Origin of the sequence: Actinomadura rubteroloni, from assembly GCF_002911665.1 — a bacterium.
Lineage (GTDB): Bacteria > Actinomycetota > Actinomycetes > Streptosporangiales > Streptosporangiaceae > Spirillospora > Spirillospora rubteroloni.
This window is the reverse complement of record NZ_MTBP01000002.1, coordinates 452,394-473,222: the sequence shown is the minus strand read 5'-3', so window position 1 is coordinate 473,222 and position 20,829 is coordinate 452,394. Positions and strand designations below refer to the sequence as shown.

25 protein-coding genes are annotated in these 20,829 nt (G+C 75.3%); 10 read left to right on the top strand and 15 right to left on the bottom strand.

Going from position 1 to position 20,829, the window contains the following annotated elements:
• The first annotated feature begins 9 nt into the window (after nt 1–9).
• Complete coding sequence (locus BTM25_RS13610) at nt 10–1,650, top strand: sodium:solute symporter family transporter (RefSeq protein WP_205648111.1); 1,641 nt, start codon at nt 10–12, stop codon at nt 1,648–1,650.
• 375 nt (nt 1,651–2,025) lie between these two features.
• On the opposite strand, the gene BTM25_RS13605 is transcribed toward BTM25_RS13610, so the two are convergent.
• The 5 genes from BTM25_RS13605 to thiO all read right to left on the bottom strand — a co-directional run bounded on the left by BTM25_RS13605 (nt 2,026) and on the right by thiO (nt 6,989).
• Complete coding sequence (locus BTM25_RS13605) at nt 2,026–2,874, bottom strand: deoxyribonuclease IV (protein WP_103563276.1); 849 nt, start codon at nt 2,872–2,874, stop codon at nt 2,026–2,028.
• A gap of 29 nt (nt 2,875–2,903) precedes the next feature.
• The gene (gene pknB, locus BTM25_RS13600) at nt 2,904–4,817 is read right to left on the bottom strand and encodes a Stk1 family PASTA domain-containing Ser/Thr kinase (RefSeq protein WP_103563275.1); all 1,914 of its coding nucleotides are present in this window, start codon (nt 4,815–4,817) and stop codon (nt 2,904–2,906) included.
• A gap of 77 nt (nt 4,818–4,894) precedes the next feature.
• Nucleotides 4,895–5,674, bottom strand: a complete 780-nt coding sequence (locus BTM25_RS13595; RefSeq protein WP_205648110.1) for a thiazole synthase — start codon at nt 5,672–5,674, stop codon at nt 4,895–4,897.
• The gene (gene thiS, locus BTM25_RS13590) at nt 5,671–5,871 is read right to left on the bottom strand and encodes a sulfur carrier protein ThiS (RefSeq protein ID WP_103563274.1); all 201 of its coding nucleotides are present in this window, start codon (nt 5,869–5,871) and stop codon (nt 5,671–5,673) included. The genes BTM25_RS13595 and thiS overlap by 4 nt, the downstream gene beginning before the upstream one ends.
• The gene (thiO, locus tag BTM25_RS13585; RefSeq protein WP_103563273.1) at nt 5,868–6,989 is read right to left on the bottom strand and encodes a glycine oxidase ThiO; all 1,122 of its coding nucleotides are present in this window, start codon (nt 6,987–6,989) and stop codon (nt 5,868–5,870) included. The genes thiS and thiO overlap by 4 nt, the downstream gene beginning before the upstream one ends.
• Nucleotides 6,990–7,164: 175 nt before the next feature.
• Between thiO and BTM25_RS13580 the strand changes: the two genes are divergently transcribed.
• From BTM25_RS13580 to BTM25_RS29635, 4 genes are all read left to right on the top strand, one after another.
• On the top strand, nt 7,165–8,376 hold the full coding sequence (locus BTM25_RS13580) for an NAD(P)/FAD-dependent oxidoreductase (protein ID WP_103563272.1): 1,212 nt from the start codon (nt 7,165–7,167) through the stop codon (nt 8,374–8,376).
• Nucleotides 8,377–8,417: 41 nt separating this feature from the next.
• Entirely contained in the window at nt 8,418–8,801 is a 384-nt protein-coding gene (locus tag BTM25_RS13575) for an Rv2175c family DNA-binding protein (protein ID WP_103563271.1), read from the top strand.
• A gap of 78 nt (nt 8,802–8,879) precedes the next feature.
• Entirely contained in the window at nt 8,880–9,551 is a 672-nt protein-coding gene (gene thiE, locus BTM25_RS13570) for a thiamine phosphate synthase (protein ID WP_235828394.1), read from the top strand.
• A gap of 84 nt (nt 9,552–9,635) precedes the next feature.
• Nucleotides 9,636–9,806, top strand: a complete 171-nt coding sequence (locus tag BTM25_RS29635; protein WP_168212112.1) for a hypothetical protein — start codon at nt 9,636–9,638, stop codon at nt 9,804–9,806.
• A 10-nt stretch (nt 9,807–9,816) separates the two neighbouring features.
• Here the strand turns inward: BTM25_RS29635 and BTM25_RS13565 are convergent, their stop codons facing one another.
• From BTM25_RS13565 to BTM25_RS13550, 4 genes are all read right to left on the bottom strand, one after another.
• Complete coding sequence (locus tag BTM25_RS13565) at nt 9,817–10,740, bottom strand: protein kinase domain-containing protein (RefSeq protein ID WP_103563269.1); 924 nt, start codon at nt 10,738–10,740, stop codon at nt 9,817–9,819.
• Between the two features lie 83 nt (nt 10,741–10,823).
• The gene (locus BTM25_RS13560; RefSeq protein WP_103563268.1) at nt 10,824–12,953 is read right to left on the bottom strand and encodes a glycoside hydrolase family 3 C-terminal domain-containing protein; all 2,130 of its coding nucleotides are present in this window, start codon (nt 12,951–12,953) and stop codon (nt 10,824–10,826) included.
• Nucleotides 12,950–13,465 carry a carboxymuconolactone decarboxylase family protein gene (locus tag BTM25_RS29970; RefSeq protein ID WP_103563267.1) on the bottom strand — a complete coding sequence of 172 codons (516 nt, stop codon included), beginning with the start codon at nt 13,463–13,465 and terminating at the stop codon, nt 12,950–12,952. Before BTM25_RS29970 ends, BTM25_RS13560 begins: the two co-directional genes overlap by 4 nt.
• Before the next feature lie 70 nt (nt 13,466–13,535).
• Nucleotides 13,536–14,588 (bottom strand): polyprenyl synthetase family protein, encoded by a 1,053-nt coding sequence (locus BTM25_RS13550; protein WP_103563266.1) that lies wholly within the window; start codon nt 14,586–14,588, stop codon nt 13,536–13,538.
• Nucleotides 14,589–14,726: 138 nt separating this feature from the next.
• On the opposite strand from BTM25_RS13550, the gene metF reads away from it, so the two are divergent.
• A complete protein-coding gene (gene metF, locus BTM25_RS13545) occupies nt 14,727–15,662 on the top strand; it encodes a methylenetetrahydrofolate reductase [NAD(P)H] (protein WP_103563265.1) in 936 nt (311 codons plus the stop codon).
• Here metF and BTM25_RS13540 read toward each other — a convergent pair.
• From BTM25_RS13540 to BTM25_RS13520, 5 genes are read right to left on the bottom strand one after another with little or no spacing between them, the layout of a single operon-like run.
• Entirely contained in the window at nt 15,599–16,201 is a 603-nt protein-coding gene (locus BTM25_RS13540; protein ID WP_103563264.1) for a GNAT family N-acetyltransferase, read from the bottom strand. The genes metF and BTM25_RS13540 overlap by 64 nt on opposite strands.
• 10 nt (nt 16,202–16,211) lie before the next feature.
• The gene (locus BTM25_RS13535) at nt 16,212–16,544 is read right to left on the bottom strand and encodes a hypothetical protein (RefSeq protein WP_103563263.1); all 333 of its coding nucleotides are present in this window, start codon (nt 16,542–16,544) and stop codon (nt 16,212–16,214) included.
• Entirely contained in the window at nt 16,541–17,371 is an 831-nt protein-coding gene (locus tag BTM25_RS13530) for a hypothetical protein (protein ID WP_103563262.1), read from the bottom strand. Before BTM25_RS13530 ends, BTM25_RS13535 begins: the two co-directional genes overlap by 4 nt.
• Nucleotides 17,372–17,418: 47 nt before the next feature.
• Nucleotides 17,419–17,775: an arsenate reductase family protein gene (locus tag BTM25_RS13525; protein WP_103563261.1), complete on the bottom strand. Its 357-nt coding sequence runs from the start codon at nt 17,773–17,775 to the stop codon at nt 17,419–17,421.
• A 1-nt stretch (nt 17,776) separates the two neighbouring features.
• A complete protein-coding gene (locus BTM25_RS13520) occupies nt 17,777–18,241 on the bottom strand; it encodes a YbaK/EbsC family protein (protein WP_103563260.1) in 465 nt (154 codons plus the stop codon).
• A gap of 282 nt (nt 18,242–18,523) precedes the next feature.
• Between BTM25_RS13520 and BTM25_RS13515 the strand changes: the two genes are divergently transcribed.
• From BTM25_RS13515 to BTM25_RS13500, 4 genes are all read left to right on the top strand, one after another.
• Nucleotides 18,524–18,955 (top strand): hypothetical protein, encoded by a 432-nt coding sequence (locus BTM25_RS13515; protein ID WP_103563259.1) that lies wholly within the window; start codon nt 18,524–18,526, stop codon nt 18,953–18,955.
• 14 nt (nt 18,956–18,969) lie between these two features.
• Nucleotides 18,970–19,521: a phage tail tube protein gene (locus BTM25_RS13510; protein ID WP_103563258.1), complete on the top strand. Its 552-nt coding sequence runs from the start codon at nt 18,970–18,972 to the stop codon at nt 19,519–19,521.
• The gene (locus BTM25_RS13505) at nt 19,518–19,829 is read left to right on the top strand and encodes a hypothetical protein (protein ID WP_103563257.1); all 312 of its coding nucleotides are present in this window, start codon (nt 19,518–19,520) and stop codon (nt 19,827–19,829) included. Before BTM25_RS13510 ends, BTM25_RS13505 begins: the two co-directional genes overlap by 4 nt.
• Nucleotides 19,830–19,921: 92 nt before the next feature.
• Nucleotides 19,922–20,203, top strand: coding sequence for a hypothetical protein (locus tag BTM25_RS13500; protein WP_205648109.1), 282 nt, complete (start codon nt 19,922–19,924; stop codon nt 20,201–20,203).
• A gap of 74 nt (nt 20,204–20,277) precedes the next feature.
• Here BTM25_RS13500 and BTM25_RS13495 read toward each other — a convergent pair whose 3' ends face one another.
• Nucleotides 20,278–20,778 carry a helix-turn-helix transcriptional regulator gene (locus tag BTM25_RS13495; protein ID WP_103563256.1) on the bottom strand — a complete coding sequence of 167 codons (501 nt, stop codon included), beginning with the start codon at nt 20,776–20,778 and terminating at the stop codon, nt 20,278–20,280.
• Nucleotides 20,779–20,829: the final 51 nt, after the last annotated feature.

Sequence of the window (20,829 nt, the reverse complement as noted above, 5' to 3'; positions counted from 1 at the left end):
GGGCCGCGCGTGATCGCGGTCGCCGCGTTCGCGGTGCCGGTCGCGGTGCTCGCCCTGGCGGTGCTGCTCGGCGGCCCGCGCCCGACCGCCGACGTGCGGCTGGCGGCCCGGCCCGTCCGGCCGCTGTGGAACGCGGCGGCGATCAGCGGGGAGTACGTGTCGGCGGCGGCGTTCCTCGGGACGGCCGGGCTCGTCCTCGCGCACGGCCCCGACCTGCTGTGGCTTCCCGCGGGGGCCACCGCCGGGTACGTGCTGCTGCTGACGTTCGTCGCCGGCCCGCTGCGCCGGTCCGGGGCGTTCACGCTGGCCGACTTCGCCGAGTGGCGGTTCGGGTCGCCCGCCGTGCGGCGGCTCGTGTCGGCGTGCGTGTGCTGCGTCGGGTGGTTCTACCTGCTGCCGCAGTTCCAGGGCGCCGGGCTGACGCTGCGGGTGCTGACCGGCGCGCCGGAGTGGACGGGCTGGGCGCTCGTGGCGGCGACGTCGCTGGGGCTCGCCCTGACGCGGACGGTGCGGGGGGCCACGTCCGTCCAGGCCGTCCAGTTCTGGGTGAAGTTCGGCGCGGTCGCGCTGCCGGTCGCCGCGTTCGCCGCGCTCGGGCCGCGCCTGGCCGCCGACGGACGGCCCGCCGCGCCGCGTTTCGAGCACGCGACGTCCGTGCACGTCAGGACGGGCGCGCGGGTGCTCGTCCCGGCCGACGTCCGGGTCGTCGCGACCGGAACCGTGGACGGCGTGCGCCGCCGGGACGGCCGGATCGTCCTGCGCGCGGGCGCCCACACCGTCGCCGACGGGACGCGGCTGGACTTCCCGGCGGGCGCCCCGGTGCCGCGTCCGGCGGGCCGGGCCCGGTGCGCGCCGCACCCGCTCTACACGGCGTACTCGGCGCTGCTCGGCGTCCTGCTCGGCACCGTCGGCCTGCCGCACATCCTCATGCGCTTCTACACCGACGCCGGGGGCCGCGCCGCCCGCCGCACGGCCGCGCTCGTGCCCGGCCTGCTCGCGCTGTTCTCCCTGTTCCCCGCCCTGTACGGGGTGCTCGGCCGCGTCTACACGCCTGAACTCCTGCTGTCGGGCGACACCGACGCGGTGATCCTCACGCTGCCCGCCCGGGTCGCGCCGGGCGCGGCGGGCGCGGTGCTGACCGGCTGCGTCGCGGCGGGGGCGTTCGCGGCGTTCCTGTCGACGTCGTGCGGCCTCGTCGCGGCCGTCGCCGGGACGGCCCGCGCCGCCCGCCGGACGCTCGTGTTCCGCGGCGGGGCCGTCGCCGCGCTCGCCGTGCCGCTCGCCGTCACGGCGCGCGGCGCCCCGCACGGCACCGCGAGCCTGGTCACGGTCGCGCTGACGGTGTCGGCGTGCTCGCTGTGCCCGCTGCTCGTCCTCGGCATCTGGTGGCGGGGCCTCACGTCCGCCGGGGCGTGCGCGGGCCTGGCCGTCGGGGGCGGGTCGGCGGTGGCGGCGGGGACGGTCGCGCTGGCGGGCGTCCCGCTGCCGGGGCCGCTCGGCGCGGTGGTGGAGCAGCCCGCGCTGGTGCTGGTGCCGCTGGCCGCCGGGGTCATGGTCGTCGTGTCGCTGCTGGATCGGCGGGCCGTCCCGGCGCGTGCCGACCATGCGCTGGCACGGCTGCATCTGCCCGACGACATCGTCGTGCGCTGAACGGTCCGTTCGGGTGACCGTTCGTCGCGTGAAACCGACCGCTCGTCGTGTGGCTACGGAACGTATGGCGATGACTACCCACCGTTTACCGAGCCTTGTGGTGCAAGGGTCCCGATCGGTATCCGTCTCCCTCTAGTGTTCTCAGTGGCGGCAGTCGCCACGGGAGGTCACTCCGGTGCAGCGGCGCCCCACACAGGACAACACTGGAGATCCGCGCCGTGAGCGATCACGCCGGGTCAGTCGCCGCATTCCGTACCGGGGGGGTGGGATGCGGTGACCTCGCGGCCCAGGCCGCCGCTGAACAGTCGGGGGGTTGTTCAGCGGCGCCTGGGCCTTCTTCTTGCGCCCGGCCGCGCCGCGTCGGGCCGCCCCGGGTCAGGCGTCGCGCAGGCGCTTGAGGACGTCGATGTCGGCGCGGTGCGGCTCGGCCCCGCGGCCCGGCGTCTCGATGACGAACGGCACGCCCGCGGCCTCCGGGTGCCGCAGCAGCTCGCCGAACGGCTCCGCGCCGATCTGACCGGCGCCGATGTTCTCGTGCCGGTCCTTGGCCGAACCGCAGGCGTCCTTGGAGTCGTTGGCGTGGACGAGCTTGAGCCGTCCCGTCCCGACCGTCGCGACGAGCGCGTCCAGGGTCGCCGCGACGCCGCCCGGCGCGGCCAGGTCGTGGCCCGCCGCGAAGGCGTGGCAGGTGTCCAGGCACACGCCGAGCCTCGGATGCCGGTCCAGCCGCTCGAAGAACGGGCCGAGGTCCTCGACACGGGCGCACAGCATCGCGCCCTGCCCGGCCATCGGCTCCAGCAGCAGGTCCGGGCCGTCGCCCGGGATCTCGTCCAGCAGCGGCAGCACGTGCGCGCGGACCTGGTCCATCGCGGCCTCGTAGCTCTGGCTGACCGCCGAGCCGGTGTGGACGACGACGCCGCGCGCCCCGATCGCCCGGCCCCGCTCCAGCGAGTGCCGGACGGTCGCGATGGACTTGGCGAGCGTCTCGGCGCTCGGCGACCCGAAGTTCACCAGATAGGGCGCGTGGACGAAGACCGGCAGGCCCTCCTCCCGCAGCCGGGCGTCCTCGGCGGGCTTCCCGGCCGGCAGCGCCCACCCGCGCGGGTTCGCCACGAACACCTGGACGGCCTCCGCGCCGATCTCGGCGGCGTACTTCAGCCCGCCGGACGCGAGCCCGCCCGCCACCGGAACATGCCCCCCGATGGGGCTGAAAGGAGAGGTCATAGCGTCGGCGAGCTTAGCCGCTCACCTGGTCAGCCGTAGACGGTGATCACACCGCCGCGCGCGGCCCGGGAGTCGGGGATCGGCGTCTGGCCGATGACGCGGTCGCCGACGCGGGTGCCGATGCGCATCCGGAAGCCGGAGCTCTCGATGGCGCGGCGGGCGTCGTCGAACGACTTGCCGATCACCGACGGGACGGGGACCTTGTTGCCCTCGTCCCCCTTCCCGTCGTTGCAGAACCAGTTGCCGATCAGGCAGTCGCGCGGCGTCACGTACAGGGTGACCCGGTCGCCGCGCGAGACGCCCGAGCCGGGCGCCGGGTCCTGGCCGACGACGGTCCCGCCGGGCTTGCCGTCCTGCTTGCGGTCCTGCGTCTTCACGTCCAGGCCCATCGCCGTCAGCGCGTTCTTCGCGTCGCCGGTGGACCAGCCGGTGAGGTCGGGCACGGTCATCCCGCTGCTCATGACGAGCGCGACCGGCTGGTCGGTGGAGACCTTCGTCCCGGCGGTCGGCCTGGTGCGGATCGCGCGGCCCTTCGCGATCGTCTCCGACGGCAATGAGCTGACCCCGCCGACGCGGAAGCCCTTGCTCTCCAGCAGGTCGCGGGCGTCGGACTCGGTGCGGCCCTTGACGTCGGGGACCTCGCGCGGCACGTGGCCCTTGGAGACGTGCAGGGTGATCGTCATGCCCTGGGACACGCGGGCGCCGGGCGCGGGGTCGGTCGCGGCGACCTCGCCCCTGTCCACGCGGTCGCTGTAGACGGTGTCGCCCTGCCGCACCGCGAGGCCGTGGCCGCGCAGCTCCTTGGTCGCGGCGGCCGGCTTCATCCCGATGATCTCTTCGGGGACGTGGTCGTACTGCCCCGAGAACTGGTACCAGACGGCCCAGCCGAGCACGATCGCGGCGACGGCGGCCACCGCGACGATCGCCCAGCGGCGGCCGGACCCGCCGAACGCCCCGCCGCGCGGCGGGGGGCCGGCCGGGGCGCCGTCGGCCGGGTCCAGGACGGCGGTGCGCCCGTCGCCAGGAGGCGGCGCGGGAGTCTGCAGGACGGCCGTCGCGCCGGGCTCGGACGCCGCCAGCCGCGCGTCGAAGTCGGGCGCGAGCCCGCCGTGGACCTCGGCGACGGTCGCGAGGAAGGCGTTGGCGTCCTGCGGGCGGTCGGCGGCGTCGCGGGCGGTGGCGCGGGCGACGAGCGCGTCGACCGGCGCGGGCAGCCCGGGGACGAGCTCCGACGGCGCCGGGACGGTCCCGTTCGCGTGCTGGTAGGCGACCGCGAGCGGCGTGTCGCCCTCGTAGGGGAGCCGCCCGGTGAGCAGCTCGAACAGCAGGACGCCCGCCGCGTACACGTCGCTGCGGACGTCGGCGTGCCCGGTCAGGACCTGCTCGGGCGCGAGGTACCCGACCGTCCCGATGATCAGCCCGGTGCGGGTCATCCGGCCGGCCGTCTCGGCGCGGGCCAGCCCGAAGTCGGCGACCTTGACCTGCCCGTCGGCGGCGATCAGGACGTTCTCCGGCTTGACGTCCCGGTGGACGAGCCCGGCCCGGTGCGCGGCGCCGAGCGCGGCCAGCACCGGCTGCATGATCTCCAGCGCCGCGCGCGGCCCGAGCCGCGTCCGCTCGGTGAGCAGGTCGCGCAGGGTGCGGCCGTGGACGAGTTCCATGACGAGGAAGACGTGCTCGCCGTCGGTCCGCTGGTCGTAGACGGCGACGACGTTCGGGTGCGACAGCGCGGCGGCGGCCTTGGCCTCGCCGATGAAGCGGCGGACGAACTCCTCGTCGGCGGCCAGGTGCGCGTGCATGACCTTGATCGCGACCGTCCGGTCGAGCCGGAGGTCGCGCGCGACGTAGACGGTCGCCATGCCGCCGCGGGCGATCCGCGACTCGATGCGGTACCGCCCGTCGAGCACCGTCCCGACGAGGGGGTCCGCGGTCGAGGTGTCCATCGGATCGAGTTTATGCGGGATCCCGAAAACCTCTCATCACCCCAGAGGATGAGTCCGCGCGGGCCGCCGCGTACGACTCAGGTTCCAGGCCGTCCCTCGAACGGCGACGACGCCTGCGCGTAGCGGCGCCGGGGGATCCGGCCCGCCAGCTTCGCCAGGCGTCCGGCCTCGACGGCGTGGCGCATCGCGCGGGCCATGAGCGCCGGGTCCTGCGCGCGGGTGACGGCCGTGGCGAGCAGCACCGCGTCGCAGCCCAGCTCCATCGCCAGGGCGGCGTCGCTGGCGGTGCCGATCCCGGCGTCCAGGATCACCGGGACGCCCGCCGCCTCGACGATCAGCTCGATGTTGTGCGGGTTGCGGACGCCGAGCCCCGAGCCGATGGGGGAGCCGAGCGGCATGACGGCCGCGCAGCCCGCCTGTTCGAGCCGCCGCGCGAGCACCGGGTCGTCGTTGGTGTAGGGCAGGACGGTGAACCCGTCGGCGACGAGCTGTTCGGCCGCGTCGACCAGTTCGAGGGGGTCGGGCAGGAGCGTCCGCTCGTCGGCGATGACCTCCAGCTTCACCCAGGACGTTCCGAGCGCCTCGCGGGCCAGCTTCGCCGTCAGCACCGCCTCGCCCGCCGTGAAGCAGCCCGCCGTGTTCGGCAGGACCCGCACGCCGCACTCGCGCAGCACGTCCAGCACCGAGCCGTGCGCGGACGGGTCCACGCGCCGCATCGCGACCGTCGTCAGCTCGGTGCCCGACGCCGTCAGCGCGTCCCGCAGCACGGCGAGGCTCGGCGCGCCGCCGGTGCCGGTGATGAGCCGCGAGCCGAACGCCTCGCCCGCGATGACCAGCGGATCGTCCATGATCGTCATCCTCCCTGCACGGCGGTCAGCACTTCCAGGCGGTCGGCGTCGGCGAGCGCGGTCGCCGTCCACCGCGAGCGGCCGACGACCTCGTCGTTCAGCGCCGCCGCCACCCCGGCCGCGGCGGCGGTGACGAGCGCGACGGCGTCGGCGACGGTCGCGCCGGCCGGCAGCTCGCGGGGCTCGCCGTTCACGAAGATCCTCATGCGCGCACCTCGAAGCGGTCCGGGACGAACGGGCGGCCGATCTCGGGGACGTCGCCGTCCAGCAGCGCGGCGGTGAGGATGTCCGCGCTGACCGGGGCGAGCAGGATCCCGTTGCGGTAGTGGCCGGTGCCGAGGACGAGCCCCGGCAGCGCCGCCGGGCCGAGCAGCGGCGCGTTGTCCGGCGAGCCGGGCCGCAACCCGGCGCTGACCTCGGCGAACTCCAGTTCGGTGACGCCGGGGACGAGGTCGCGGGCGTCGCGCAGCAGCTCCCACACGCCGCCCGCCGTGACCCGCGTGTCGAAGCCCAGCTCCTCCTGGGTGGCGCCGACGACGACCTCGCCGTCCGCGCGCGGGACCAGGTAGACCGCCGAGCCCCGCACCAGGCCGCGCAAGGTGCGCGTGAGGAACGGCCCGGACGTCCGCAGCCGCAGCACCTGCCCCTTCACCGGCCGGACGGGCGGCACCGCGCCCGGCGGCAGCCCGCCGATCGCGCCCGACCACGGCCCGGCGGCGAGCAGGACCCGGTCGGCGGGCAGCGCGGTCCCGTCGTCCAGCCGGACGCCCGTCGCGGCCCCGCCGGTCACGATCACCTCGGCCGCGCGCCGCCGGACGACCCGCACGCCCAGCCGCCCGACGGCGGCCAGCAGCGCCGGGACGAGCCGCCGGGGGTCCACCGAGCCGTCCTCGGGGGCGAGGAGCCCGCCCCGGACGCCGGGCGCGAGCAGCGGCTCCAGGCGCCGCGCCTCGCGTCCGGTGACGGTCTCGGCGGGCAGGCCCAGCGACTCCTGGAAGCGGCGCGCGTCGTCCAGGCGGGCGAGGTCGTCGGCGTCGAAGGCGACCTGGAGCGAGCCGTCGCCGCGAAAGCCCGTGGACAGGCCGGTCGCGTCCTCCAGCTCGGCGGTGAACGCCGGGTAGAGGTCGCGGGACGCCAGCCCGAGCCGCAGCAGTTCCTCCTCGCCGTAGGCCAGCTCGCCGAGCGGGGCGAGCATCCCGGCGGCGACCGAGGTGGCCCCGGCGCCCGGCGCGGGGTCGATCAGCGTGACGGCGGCGCCCCGCGCGGCGGTCCGCCAGGCCGTGGCGAGGCCCACGACGCCCGCGCCGATGACGGCGATGTCCATGCGCGCTCCCTTCGCCGGCATGATCCGGATCAGGTCCCGACGGTCGGCGGCCCCGCGCCCGCAGCGCGTCCCAGCCGCCCTCTCAGCCCGGTCGTGCCGGACTCCCGTGCTTTGTCCAGTTTTACTGTACGGCGGGGTGCGGGCCGCCGGGACCGGCGCGGTTAGGGTGCCGGGCATGGACCGAGTGATCATCGTGGGCGGCGGGCTGGCCGGGACGCGCGCGGCGGAGGCCCTGCGCGCCCGGGGATTCGCGGGCGCGCTGACGCTCGTCGGGGCCGAGGCGCGGCGTCCCTACGACCGGCCGCCGCTGTCCAAGGCCGTCCTCGCCGGGGACGCCGACACCAGCGAGCTGACGGCCGACTGGGACGCGCTGCGCTGCGACCTGCTGCTCGGCGAACGCGCCACCGGCCTGCGTCCCGCCCCCGGACGCGGCGGCACCCTCGCGACGACGGCCGGGGACCTCCCGTTCGACGGGCTCGTGATCGCGACCGGCGCGGTGCCCGTCCTGCTGCCCGGACCCGGCCGCCAGCACGTCCTGCGCACCCATGAGGACGCCCACGAGCTGCGCGGCCACCTCCGCCCCGGCGCGCGGATCGTGATCGTCGGAGCGGGCTGGATCGGCGCGGAGGTCGCGACGGCCGCCGCGAAGAAGGGCTGCCGGGTGACGGTGGCCGAGGCGGGGGAGGCGCCGCTCGTCCAGGCGCTCGGCGCGGACCTCGGCGCCCGCACCGCCCCCTGGTACGCGGCGGCGGGCGTGGAGCTGCGGACGGGTGTGCGCGTCGCGTCCGTCGAGGACGACGGCCTGCTGCTCGCCGGCGGGGAGCGTCTCGCCGCCGACGCCGTGGTCACCGGGATCGGCGTCCGGCCCGAGGTCGGCTGGCTCGACGGATCCGGACTCGACGTCGAACTCGGCGTCCTCGCCGACCCGTCCCTGCGCGCCTCGATCGGCGGCGTGCCCCGGCCCGACATCGTGGCCGTCGGGGACTGCGCGGCCTGGTGGTCCAACCGCCACGGCCGCCGCGTGCTCGCCGAGCACTGGGACGCCGCGCTCAACGCCCCCGAGGTCGCCGCCGCGACCCTGCTCGGCGCGGACGCGGTCTACGACGCGATCCCGTACTTCTGGTCCGAGCAGTTCGGGCACATGGTCCAGTACCTCGGACGGCACGAGGACGCCGAGCGCCGGATCGACCGGGGCGACCCGGCGGGCCCGTCCTGGTCGACGGTCTGGCTCACCGGGGACCGGGTCGACGCCGTCCTCGCGGTCGACCGGCCGCGCGATCTCGTGCAGGCGCGGCGCCTCATGGCCGCCGGGACGCCCGTGGACCCGGTCATCGCCGCCGATCCGGACATTCCGCTCCGGCAGGCCGTCCGGGTCCGACCGTCGTGACGCCGGGTTTGAGCGCTCTTCGGACGTGGTAGCAAGGGGGCGTGACGCAGACGCACGCTACCGTTGACAAGGTCATCGACCCCCGCACCGACGCCCTGGTCGGAGAGTGGCTCTCCCTCCAACAGACCGCCGAGAGCCTCGGCATCCGGCCGAACCGCGTCCGCCAGCTCCTCAGCGAGCGCAAGCTCCTCGCCGTCCGGCGGGACGGCGGGCCCGTGGTGCCCGCCGCCTTCCTCCGCGACGGCCAGGTCGTCAAGGGCCTCTCCGGCACGCTCACGCTGCTGGCCGACGCGGGGTTCGACGACGAGGAGACGCTGCGCTGGCTGTTCACCGCCGACGACACGCTCCCCGGCACGCCCGTCCAGGCGCTCGCCGAGAACCGCGGGACGGAGGTCCGCCGCCGCGCCCAGGCCATGGCCTTCTGAGCGGGGCGCGCCGAGCCTGAGAGGATGGCGCGGGCCGGCCGGCCCGCGCCGTCCGCAGGAAAGGAAACCCCCGCTCCCGTGTCCAGGCACCTGCCCTCCGAGCGCGCCGTCGCGCTGCGGGCCCGGCTCGACCGCGCCCGCCTCTACCTCTGCACCGACGCCCGGGAGGGCCGGGGCGACCTGCCCGCGTTCCTGGACGCCGTCCTCGCGGGCGGCGTGGACGTCGTGCAGCTTCGGCAGAAGGGCCTGGAGGCGCGGCGGGAGATCGCCCACCTGGAGGTCTTCCGGGCGGCGTGCGACCGGCACGGCGCGCTGCTGGCCGTCAACGACCGCGCCGATATCGCCCACGCCGTCGGCGCGGACGTCCTGCACCTCGGCCAGGACGACCTGCCCGTCGCCGCCGCCCGCGCGATCGTCGGCGCCGACATCCTGGTCGGGCGCTCCACGCACGCGCCCGCCGAGGCCGACGCGGCGGCCGCCGAAACCGGCGTCGACTACTTCTGCACCGGCCCCGTCTGGCCCACGCCCACCAAGCCCGGCCGCGCCGCGCCCGGCCTCGGGCTGGTCGAGCACGCGGCGGCCCGGAACCCGGCCCGCCCGTGGTTCGCGATCGGCGGCATCGACGGCGACCGGCTCGGCGCGGTGCTGGCGGCGGGGGCGCGGCGGATCGTGGTCGTCCGCGCGCTCACCGAGGCCGCCGACCCCGGCAAGGCCGCGGCGGAGCTGGCCGCCGCACTGCCTCCGGCGTGATCACAAGTGCCGACGTGACGAAGGCCGCGTGAACATCTGCCCCACCCGCGCACGCCGCGCTCCGCGATGACCGACAATGGAGCCATGAGCAGTGGACCCGAGGTCCCCGACGACGACCGCACCGTCGAGCAGGACGACGAACTCGTGATCCTTCCCGACGTCACGTCCGACGAGACCGACGTCGGCTGGGGCGAATGGCGCGGCGACGCCTCCGACGACGACCGGCTGCTCGCGGACCGGCCCCCGCACTGGTAGGCCGGACGGGTCAGACCAGGATCCCGATCACGAACCCGAGCGCGACGACCGTCGCGAGCGCCACCATCATCCGCCACCGGTAGCGGGGGATGCGGGTCGGGCGCGGCCTCGGCTCGGGCGCCCGGTCGTCGCGCAGCGCCCGTGCCAGCGCCGCCGCGCTCGGCCGCGCCGCCGGGTTCTTGTCCAGGCAGCGCAGCGCCAGGTCGCGCAGCGGGCCGTCCAGGGTCCCGAGGTCGGGGCGGCGGGCGGCGATGCGGCGCGCGGCGCCCGGCCCGGTGCCGAACGGCGGCCGTCCGGTCGCGGCGAACACGAGCGTCGCGGCCCAGGCGAACACGTCGGCGGGGGCGCCGACCGGCTCGTCCTCGATCTGCTCGGGCGCCAGGTAGGCGGGGTCGCCGGGCGGCGGGACGCCGAGGCCCGCGAGCCTGGTCCCGTCCGGGCCGAGCAGCACCGCGCGCGGCCCGCACCCGCCGTGGACGAGCCCCGCCCGGTGCACCGACGCCAGGCCCGCCGCCGTGCGCAGCGCGAGGTCGCGCAGCGCCGCCCCGGCCAGCGGCCCACCGGCGGCGACGGACGCCGCGAGCGACGGGCCGTCCACGAACTCCGTCACGACGAACGCGCGGCCCTCGCTGACGCCGGCGTGCAGGACGTGCGCGACGTGGCGTCCGGTGACGTCCTGGAACGCGGCGGCCCGGTTGCGCGCCCGTCCGGCCGCGCGTCCCTCGCCCCGCAGCCGCCGGACGGCGACCGCGGCGCCCTCGGGGGAGCGGCCGAGGAACGTCTGGTCGTCCAGCCGTCCCGACAGGCGGTAGCGCCCGATGCGGCGCGGGTCGTCCGGGCCGAGCGGAACGCCCCGCTCGCGCGGCCCGCGCTCGGGGCGCGGCACCGCGTGCAGGCGGCGGGGGGCCGACCGCCGGGAGGAATCGTGCGGCACAGGACACTCCGGCTGCGGGGGGACGGGAGATCGGGCTTATTTGTACCGTGCCCGGCCGCGCCCCGGCAGCCGAACCCCGATGATCATCGGCAGGACGCGCCGCCCCGGCCGAACGCCCCGGTCAGCGGCAGGTCCCGGGACGACGCGCCGACCGCGACCCGGTAGCAGCCGGGCGCGACCTTCCACGCGTCCGCGCCGGTGTCCCAGTACGCCAGCGACCGGTCGTTCAGCGGGAACGTGACGGTCGCGCTCCGCCCCGGCGCCAGCGCCACCTTCTTGTAGCCCTTGAGCTGGCGCGGCGGCTGCGGGACGGACGCCCGCGACGGCAGCCCGAGGTAGAGCTGAGGCACAGCCGTCCCCGCGCGGGCGCCGGTGTTGGTCACCGTGACCTGCACGCCGCTCGGTGACACCTTCAGGTCTCCGTAACGGAAGGTGGTGTACGACAGGCCGTGCCCGAACGGGTAGCGCGGCGTTATGCCCTGGGCGTCGTAGTGCCGGTACCCGACGTTCACGCCCTCGCTGAAGACGGCCTTCTTGCCGGTGCCGGGGACGGCGGGCGCGTCCTTCTCGTCCACCGGGAACGTCAGCGGGAGGCGTCCGGACGCGTCCACGTCGCCGTAGAGGACGCGCGCCAGCGCCGTCCCCGCCTGCTGCCCCGGGTACCAGGCCGCGACGATGCCCCGGACCCGGTCCGCCCACGGCATGAGCACCGGCCCGCCGGTCTCCAGCACGACGATCGTGTTCGGGTTGGCGGCGGCGACGGCGGAGATCAGCGCGTCCTGGTCGCCGCGCAACGCGTCGCCGCAGCGCAGCGTCAGGCAGGACCGGTCGATGAACTCGCCCTCGCTGTCGGTGGCGAACACGATCGCGACCTTCGCCTTTCGCGCCGCCTCGGCGGCGGCGCGCGTGTCCCGGCCGTCGGCGTAGGTCACGGACGCGCCGGCCCGCGCGGTGATGCCCCGCTCCGGCGAGACGGACGAGAACGGCTGCACGCGCGCCGACCCCGCCCCGCTGATCGTGTCGCGCGCGCCGTGGCCGATCAGCGCGACCGGGTCCCCGGCGCGCAGCGGCAGGACGCCGCCGGAGTTGCGCAGCAGCGTGATCCCGGCCTCCTCGATCTCCCGGGCGGCGGTCTCGCTCGCCGTCCGGTCGACGCGGGCCAGGTCGTTGGGGTGGGCGTCGCGGTCGAAGACGCCGAACGCGAACATCGTCCGCAGGATCGCGCGGGTGTGGCCGTCGATCGCCGCCTGCTCCACCTTGCCCTGCGACACGGCCCGCTTGAGCAGCCACGCGTTGTACTTCGCGCCGATCGGCAGCTCCATGTCCAGGCCGTTGTTCGCCGAGCCGACCTCGCTCTGCACGGCCGTGTGGTCGGACGCGGTGAACCCGGTGAAGCCCCACTCGCCGCGCAGGATCCCGTTGAGGACGCCGCCGTCCTCGCACGCCCAGCGCCCGTTCACCTTCCCGAACCCGCACATGACGGTCGCCGCACCGCCGTCGCGGACGGCCGCCTCGAACGGGGGCAGGTAGATCTCGCGGATCGTGCGCTCGTCCACCGTCATGTCCAGGGACAGCCGGTCGGTCTCCTGCGTGTAGACGGCGAGGTGCTTCACCGACGTCATCACGCCCTGCCGCTGCGCGCCCTCCACCCACGGCGCGGACAGGCTCGCCGACAGGTACGGGTCCTCGCCGAAGCCCTCGAAGGACCGGCCGTCGCGCGGCGTGCGCAGGACGTCCACGGTCGGCCCGAAGATCACGTCGTTGCCCCGGTGCCGCGCCTCCCACGCCACCGTCGCGCCGTAGCGGGCGGCGCCGGACGGGTCGAAGCCGGCGGCCAGCGCGATCGGGGCGGGCAGCGCGGTGGCGTTGCCCTGCCGGACGCCCGCCGGGCCGTCCGCTATGTAGAGCGGCGGGACGCCGAGCCGCGCGATCCCCGCGTTGGTGTCGGCGTGCGCGCCGTCCCAGAACCCGCCGAGCGGGCCGCCCAGCGGGTCGTCGGACGACAACAGCGCGATCTTCTCGTCGTCGGTCATCTTCGCGAGGACGAGCCCGGCCCGCCGGTCGGGCGCCAGCGACCGGTCGCACCACGGGCGCTCGGCGACGTTCCCGCAGCGCGTGTCCGTGCGCGCAGCCGACGGGACGGCACCGAACGCCAGCGCGCCCCCGGCCAGCGCGGCGACGAGCCCGCCGGCCGGGACGCGGCGGATTCTCACGGCCGGTCCTCGACCTCGACGCCGAGCGAGTTCAGCGCGAACGCCGTGAGCTGGTAGAACCCGACGAGCAGCACCAGCTCGATCAGCTCCCGCTCGTCGAAGCGCGCGGCGAGGGCGGCCCAGGTGGCGTCGCCGACCGTCCCGTCGGCGTGCAGCTCGTCGACCGCCGCCACGACGGCCCGGTCGCGCTCGTCCCACGGGTGCGCGTCCAGGTCGAGGCGCAGCGCGGCGATCTCGTCCTCGGTCAGGCCCTCCCGGCGGCCGAGGGCGCTGTGGTGGACCCACTCGTACTCGCTCCGCCGGTGGTGGGCGACGCGCAGGATGGCCATCTCGCGGACGCGGCCGTCCAGCAGCCCGTCGGTCAGCAGCTTGGTGCCGAGGCCGAGCCAGGCGCGGAACAGCTCGGGGTGGCGGGCGAGCGTGGTGAAGACGTGGAGCGGTCCGGTCGCGGACACGACGGCCCGCAGCTCGTCGTTCCACGCCTCTTCGGGGAGCGGGGGGATGCGGGGCATGTCCCATTTTTGCCACCGATCGGTGGCGCGATGCTAGCCCACCGGGGAATTGTGGCCGGATCGTGCCATTTCAGGCGTTGCGGGCGATCGCCGCCACCGCCAGCTCCGACAGCGCCGCCTGCGCGTCCGCCGCGATCGGCGCGTCCACCAGGACCGCCGCCGCCTCGCCCGCGTACCGGTCGATCAGCGCCTCGCAGGCGGCCAGCCCGCCGGTCTCGGTGATGATCGTGCGCAGGGCGTCCACCCCGGAGACGTCCAGCGCCGGGTCGCCGAGCAGCCGCCCGACCGTCGCGGCCTGCGCCGGGGTCGCCCGCTCCAGCGTGAGCGCGACCAGGACCGTCCGCTTGCCCTCGCGCAGGTCGTCGCCCGCGGGCTTGCCCGTCTCGGCCGGGTCGCCGAACACGCCGAGGACGTCGTCGCGGAGCTGGAACGCGATGCCGACGGGCATCCCGTAGCCGGTGAGCGCGTCGCGGACGTCGTCCTCGCCCCCGGCCAGCGCCGCGCCGAGGTGCAGCGGGCGCTCGATCGTGTACTTGGCGCTCTTGAACTCGACGACGCGCAGCGCCTCGGCGACGGACGCCCGTCCGCGCGCCCCGACCATGAGGTCCAAATACTGGCCGCACATGACCTCGGTGCGCATGAGGTCGTAGACACGGCGCCCGCGCGCGAGGCGGTCGTCGGCGAGGCCGCTGGTCTCGAACATCTCGCCGGACCACGCCAGGCACAGGTCGCCGAGGACGATCGCCGCGCCCTCCCCGAACGCGGCGGCGCCGGACCAGCCGCCCCGGGCGGCGAGCGCCTCGAACCGGCGGTGCGCGGACGGCTGGCCGCGCCGGGTGTCGCTGGAGTCCATGACGTCGTCGTGGATCAGCGCGCTCGCCTGGAGCAGTTCCAGGGACGCGGCGGCGTCGAGCAGGCCGGGCTGGGCGCCGTCGCCGCCCGCCGCGCGCCAGCCCCAGTAGCAGAACGCCGGACGCAGGCGCTTGCCGCCGGCGAGCAGGGCGTCCAGGGCGTCCAGCAGGCCGGTCAGCTCCGCGCCGATCGCGAGCAGGCCGGGTCGCTGCCGGTCGACGAAGGCCGCGAGCGCGTCGTCGATCTCCTTGCGGACGCGGCTGAGGGGCATGCCGGGAATCGTATACAGAATGGGCTCTTAGTACATAGAGGGGTAAGTCGTGAGATTAGCGATAATAAGGCTAATGGTGGTTTTGCCGGGACGGGACGCCGCCCCCGCTCCGGCGGGCGCTCGCGGTAGTCTGAAGCCATGCCCTCCGCGCGCACCGACCGAGCCCCCACGATCCGTGAACTCCTCGCCGCCGGCGGCCGGACGTTCTCGTTCGAGTTCTTCCCGCCGAAGACCGAGCCGGGCATGCGCAACCTGTGGCGCGCCATCCGCGACCTGGAGTCTCTCGGCCCGTCGTTCGTGTCGGTGACCTACGGCGCGGGCGGCGGCACCCGCGACACCACCGTCGACATCGTGGAGCGCATCGCGACCGAGACGACGCTCACGCCCGTCGCGCACTTCACCGCCGTCAACCACACGCTCGCCGAGCTGCGGCACCTCGTCGGACGGCTCGCCGACGCGGGCGTCCGCAACGTCCTCGCCCTGCGCGGCGACCCGCCCGGCGACCCGCTCGGCCCGTGGGTCAAGCACCCGGAGGGCCTGGAGTACGCGGGCGAGCTGGTCCGGCTGATCCGCTCCTACGGCGACTTCTGCGTCGGCGTCGCGGCGTTCCCGTACAAGCACCCGCGCTCGCCCGACATCGAGAGCGACACGCGGTACTTCGTCCAGAAGTGCCGGGCCGGGGCCGACTACGCCATCACCCAGATGTTCTTCCGCGCCGACGACTACTTCGCGCTGCGCGACCGCGTCGCGGCGGCGGGCGGCGACGTGCCGATCATCCCGTGCGTCATGCCGGTCACGCAGCTCAGCACGATCGAGCGGTCCGAGCAGCTCTCCGGGGCGCCGTTCCCGCCCGAGCTGCGCGCGCGGTTCGAGGCCGTCGCGCACGACCCGGAGGCCGTCCGCCGGCTCGGCGTGGAGCACGCCGCCGAGATGTGCCGGACGCTGCTCGACCAGGAAGCGCCCGGCATCCACTTCGTCACGTTCAACCGCTCGACGGCGACCCGCGAGGTCTACGAGCTGCTGGAGGCCGACCGGTACGCGGCCAGCGGCAGCGCCCCGCCCATCACCGCGTAGGGCGGGCCGCCGCCGGGGAACGCGAACCCGGTCAGCAGATCCGTCAGGCCGACGGAACGGTACAAATTACGCGCGGGCGAGTCCGGGTCGAGGTCCAGGGTGGACAGCACCACCGTGGCCTCCTCTCGTCCCTCGCACAGCGTCGTCAGCAGCTTGCGCCCGAGGCCCCTGCCCTGCGCCTCCGGACGGACGTGCAGCTCCGCCACCTCGAACGAGTCCGCCATCCACCGGTCGGCCAGCTCCGGGCCGCCGCGCCGCTCCAGCTCCCGGTGCACGACGTCGTGCCACCACTGCCCGCCGCCGCCGTGGAAGCCGTAGGTGAACCCGGCGATCCGCCCGCCGAGCACCGGGAACCGCACCGGGTCCTCGGCGACGAGCGCCCGGAACCGCGGGTACCGCGCGTGCCGCGCCATGATCGTGTTACGGCCGGGGAGCTGGTCGTCGGGCGGGCGCATCGCGGCGGCGTACACGCGCAGAATCGGGTTCAGCCGCCGCTGGAACGCCCGCTCGTCCAGCTCGCGGAGCTTCGGGTCCTTCACCCGTCCGAGCCTAGACGGACGGGACGGTCCGCGCGGTCGCGACGAGGCGGTCGTAGACGTCCCAGAGGATGTGGTCGGCCGCACGGCGCAGCGCGGCCTGCCGCGCCTCCAGCTCGGCGCCCCACGTGCGCGCCTCGGGGCCGAGCCAGGCGTCGGTGCTCCCGAACGTCCGGACGGCCGGGTCCAGGGCCGTCCGGACGCGGTCCACGCTGCCGTAGGCGTCCACGTAGGCCTGGTAGAGCGTCCGGTACTCGGGGTTCGGGCGCTCGCCGGGCGGCAGCTCGGCGGCGGCGATCGCGTCCAGCGGCGGCGGCAGGCTGCCGGGCGGCGGCGGGACGCTCATCGCGCCGTCCCGGCGGGCGTGCCGGAGAGATCGAGTTTGGCGAGCGCGGCCTGCGACTTCGCGCTCAGCGGCGCCCCGGTCAGGACGGCGACGGCGGCGGACCCGGCGCCGTCGCGGCGGGCGTCGGCGAGGAACGCCCGCATCCAGGCGGCGTCGATCGTCGTGTGGTGGCTGGCGACGCCCAGCGACTCGCGGATCGCCGCGAGCCTCCCCTGGTCGCCGCCCGCGCCCGCCACGAGCGCCGCGACGCCGGACGGCCCCAGCCGCTCGTACAGGCCCTCGGCGTAGTCGGGGTCGCCGGCGTTGGCCTTCAGGTGCGTCCAGACGTCGGCCGGGACGCCCTCGCCCCGCTCCAGCGCCGTGCGCAGCGCCCCGGCGTCGCCGCGCGCCGCCTTGAGGGCGTCCGCGCGCGTCGGGAAGTCGCCGAGGTCGCCCGCGCCGTGCGGAGTGACGGCGTGGACGGGGGACAGACGCGGGACGTCCGGCGCCGGGGTGTGAGCGCCGCCGCCCGACCCGCCGCTGCCGCCGCCGGACCTCGGCGCGGGCGCGGCGGGCGGCGTCCCGATCCCGCCGGCCGGGTCCGGATGGGTGATCGCGAAGCTGTAGCGGCGCGACAGCATCCCGAACTGGGCGGTCAGCCAGACCGCGACCTCCTCGGCCTCCCGGTAGCCCGTCGCCGCGCCGCCCGGCGGCGGCCGGTGCCCCGCGAGCCACCCGGCGATCGCCGACCGCGCGTCCTGCACCTGGCGGACGAGATGGTCCAGCGCGGGCGGGTCGATGGCCCGGAAGTCCGGATCGCGCCGGGCCGCGGCCCGCATGTCCGTCATCGCGCCCTCCGTGCAGCCTCGGTCAACTCCCCAGAATCACACGCGTCTCACGCACTGTCGAGGGCCTTGCGGACCGATTCGGGATCCCGCGCGACCACGGCGGCCACGTCCGTCACGACGATCGGCCGCTGGATCAGGACGGGGTGCTCCACCATCACCGCGATCCACTGCGCGCGGTCGTGTTCGAGGTCCTTCAGGCCCAGTTCCTTCGCGACGGGCTCGCCCAGCCGGGCGGCGTCCCACGGCTCCAGCCCGGCGGCCGTCAGCACCCGGTCCAGCTCGTCGGCCGTCGGCGGCGCGTCCAGGTAGCGGCGCTCGGTGTAGGCGACGCCCGCCTCGTCCAGCGCGGCCTTCGCGGCGCGGCTCTTGGAGCAGCGCGGGTTGTGCCAGATCTCGGTGCTCATGTCACTCCACCTCCACGGGGTCGCCGCCGGTGACGCGCACCAGCTCGGCGAAGGTCGTCGGGAACATGGTGTGCGGGACGCCGCCCGACGCCCACACCTGGTCGTACTTCTCCAGCCAGACGTCCACGAGCGTGCGGACCGGCGCGGGGTGCCCGAGCGGCGCGACGCCGCCGATCGCCTGGCCGGTGGCCGCCCGCACGAACTCCGGCGTCGCCCGGCGCACCTTCGCCGCCCCGACGAACGCCGCGACCTTCTTCGTGTCGACGCGGTGCGCCCCGCTCGTCAGGACGAGCAGCGGCGTCCCGTCCGCGTCGAAGACCAGGCTGTTGGCGATGGCGCCGACCGGGCAGCCGATCGCGTCCGCCGCCGCCTGCGCGGTCGGCACCGCCGCGTCGAGCTCCAGGATCTCGCCGGTCGCGCCGTGCTCCCGCAGCGCCGCCGCGACCCGCTCCACATTCGCATGCACCCCAGCACTGTAGAGCCGCGCGCCACCGTCCGGCGCGCCGGTCAATTGAGCCGGGGCCGCCCGGCCGTCACGCTGGACGGCGACGGTGGACCTCTTATTGAAGCGGCCCGCCGCCGATTCCGGGCGACGGAATGGCGTTGTGCCAGTCAATTGCCCGGCGTACGGGATCCTGTCACGCTTGACTCCGATGGTGGCGCTCCGTTGTCCGGCCGCCGTCGGCGACCGAAAGGCCCCCGCCGTGTTACGGCGGGGGCCTTCTCTTTCACCAGGAAAGGAGGTGCGGTGACCGAATCGACGGAGGTCCCCGTGGCGGCGGTCTTCCCCGACATCGAGGCGGCCGTCGGCGGATACCTGGCCGCGCGGCCCGAGCTGGCCGGCGTCCCGGTCGAGCCGGCGCGCCCGGCCGCGTTCGACGGGACGACCTCGCTCGTCGTGCTGATCAGGGACGGCGGCGGCTACCGGGAGGACGAGGTCCTCGACGAGGGCTGGCTCCGGATCGAGACCTACGGGCCGTCGGTCACGGCCGCGCACACGGTGATGCGCACCGTCCGCGCCCTGCTTCCGGGACTGACCAGGACGCCATTCTCCGGATTCACCGTGGCCGACGTGTCCGAGGACGAAGGGCTCCGCGGCCTGCGTCGGCTGACCGACCGCAATCACCCGGAGTTCACCCGCTACTGCCTGAACGTCCGACTGCTCATCCATTTGCAGTAATCAGAGGAGTAAACATGTCTGGATGGAACGCGACCGAGATCCGCGTGGCCGGGACCGGCCATGTCTTCATCGCGCCGAAGAACACCGACCTCGCCGTTCCGGACGCCCCTCTCGCGGCGGACTGGAAGGACCTCGGCTACACCACCAACGACGGCATCAAGTTCACGAAGAAGGACAAGCTCGACCCCGTCGACGTGTGGCAGTCCTCGGCGGCGGTCCGGTTCCTGCAGAGCGACCGGGACCTGACCGTCAAGTTCCAGCTCATGCAGATCAACGCCGACACCCTCCCGTTCTTCATGGGCGACGGCCAGCACCCGCTGACCCCCACCGACGGCGTCCTGCGCTACGACATCTCCGCGAGCCCGACGCCGGTCGAGTTCGCGCTCGCCGTGCAGTTCACCGACGGCGCGAGCGTCAACCGCTTCTACATCCCGCGCGCCGTCGTCACCGAGACCGACGAGGTGCAGTTCGCCAAGACGGCGCCGGTGAAGCTCGGCGTCACGATCAACGCCATCGCGTCCGACGCCGTCCCGTCGCTGCCGCTCGCGAGCTGGATGGCCAAGTGAGCGGCCGGTACAGCGTCAACGCGGCCCGCGCCCAGCGGCTCGAGGCGCTCGGCCGGGAGTGGGAGTTCGAGATCGACGGCGAGGCGTACGCGCTGCCGATCGAGCTGCCCCACGAGGTCGTGCGCGAGCTGGGCGACCTCGACGCGTCCGACGTCGCGGGCATGCTGCGGCTGCTGCTCGGGCCCGAGCAGTACGAGCGGTTCCAGCGGCACCGCGTCAGCGTCCAGGACGTCCAGGCGCTGGTCGAGGCGTACGGCCAGGAGTCGGGCATGTTCCCGGGGGAAGACTCGGCCTCGACGAGCTCCTGACCGAGCACGCCGAGGCGATCGAGGCCGATCTGCTCCGGTACTACGGGGTCGACCTGCTCGATCACCACCGCGGGACGCTGTCGGCGCGGCGGGTGTGGGTGCTCCTCCGGCACCTGCCGCGCGACAGCGCCTTCGCGCGGGAGCTCCACGGCGAGGAGTCGGCGTGGGGCCTCGGCGAGCACCTGCTCGCGTCGGTGATCGACCACCTGGCGATCGGCAACTGGCTGTTCACGTCCGCGCACACGGCCGAGGGGGAGAGCCCGCCGGATCCGCCCGTCCCGGTGCCCCGGCCCGGTGTGGCGGACGAGGAGGACGAGACCCCCGGGGCGTCGGCCGAAGAGCAGGAACTCGCCTGGTTCTTCGCCGACCTTTAGGGGGTCGCGCCTGGTCAGGGCGGTTCAGTCACGTGACACGGACCTCGCGACGGGTCTAATGTCGAACATATGTTCTATTGCGTGAGGTTCTCCTCCTCCTCCGCCGCGGCGCGCAGCCGGTGCCGGACGCTCTCCCAGCGCACGGCCCGGCGGCGCCGCCCGGTCCCGTCGGTGGCGGGCGGCGCGGTCTCCAGCGCGAGCACGACCACGCGCAACCCCTCGCCGAGCTCCACCACGTCGGAGTCGAAGAGATCGTGCTCGGCCAGTTCGTCCCGGATCCGGCGCGGCAGGCGGTCCGTCCAGTCGCCGCCGGGCGTCCCGGGGGATACGGGCGGCAGGCTCTCGGGCGGCTGGCCGCCCGCGCTCAGCGTCTCGAACGAGCCGGGCGGCCAGCCGAGCGCGCGTTCGACCAGGGGCCACTTGGTGGGCCGGCCGCCGATGCGGCCGGCCTCGATGTTCCGGATCGTGGTCTCGGACACGCCGGCTTCGCGTGCCAGATCGCTCTGACGCAGACCGAGGCGAACGCGGCGGGTCGCCACCGCGTTTCCGATGGCCGCGTGTCTCTGCAGGGACATCGCGTCATTCTGTCGCAGGAGGGTGACGCATCGGTGCCGGTTCGCCGTCAA